Consider the following 541-nt stretch of genomic DNA (forward strand, 5'->3'; position numbering starts at 1 on the left):
TGGCCTTACTAAGATGCAACTGTGACAATCCATTCATGGTGCCACGGTTTTGTTTAACGACGGTGAGTTGGTTGAAGTCGGTAACACCGATTTCGCGTAAATCTATTTTATCAATGCCGTGACGAAAACCGCGCAAAGCATTCTGATAGTGGTTAACACCGGGTTGAGCCTTAACCACAAAAACATCAGACGCCGCGCTATCACGACTATAAACCGTACCACTCAGGCTAAAAACCATCTGGCCCTGAGCATTGGTTGTCAACATAACACCTTTAGCGCCCCCGTGAAGGATCACGGTTCCCAATCCGGCCGTGGGTTGGGCGACTGTAGCGCCACTTTCTGTATAGGTTTTTGGGGCAATAAACGTATTTTGGAAGGTGAAATGTTTTGCACTGATACCAGCAATACCCTGATTTTTTAATGTAATAGTCTGATTTTTGCCTAAATCGACTTTTACATCTCGCCCCTGCTGCGTTAGCCGTAGATTAGCAAAGGTTTTTCCGGTAACGCCGACCAAGTCGACAGTTTCATCGCGAGCAGC

At 46.8% G+C, this 541-nt stretch carries 1 pseudogene; it reads right to left on the minus strand.

Annotated elements, in window-relative coordinates:
- Window positions 1-541, minus strand: a pseudogene (locus J5069_RS24050) (serine protease); the annotation flags it as partial.

It is taken from the genome of Candidatus Symbiopectobacterium sp. NZEC127 (assembly GCF_025962675.1).
In the GTDB taxonomy this organism is placed as follows: domain Bacteria; phylum Pseudomonadota; class Gammaproteobacteria; order Enterobacterales; family Enterobacteriaceae; genus Symbiopectobacterium.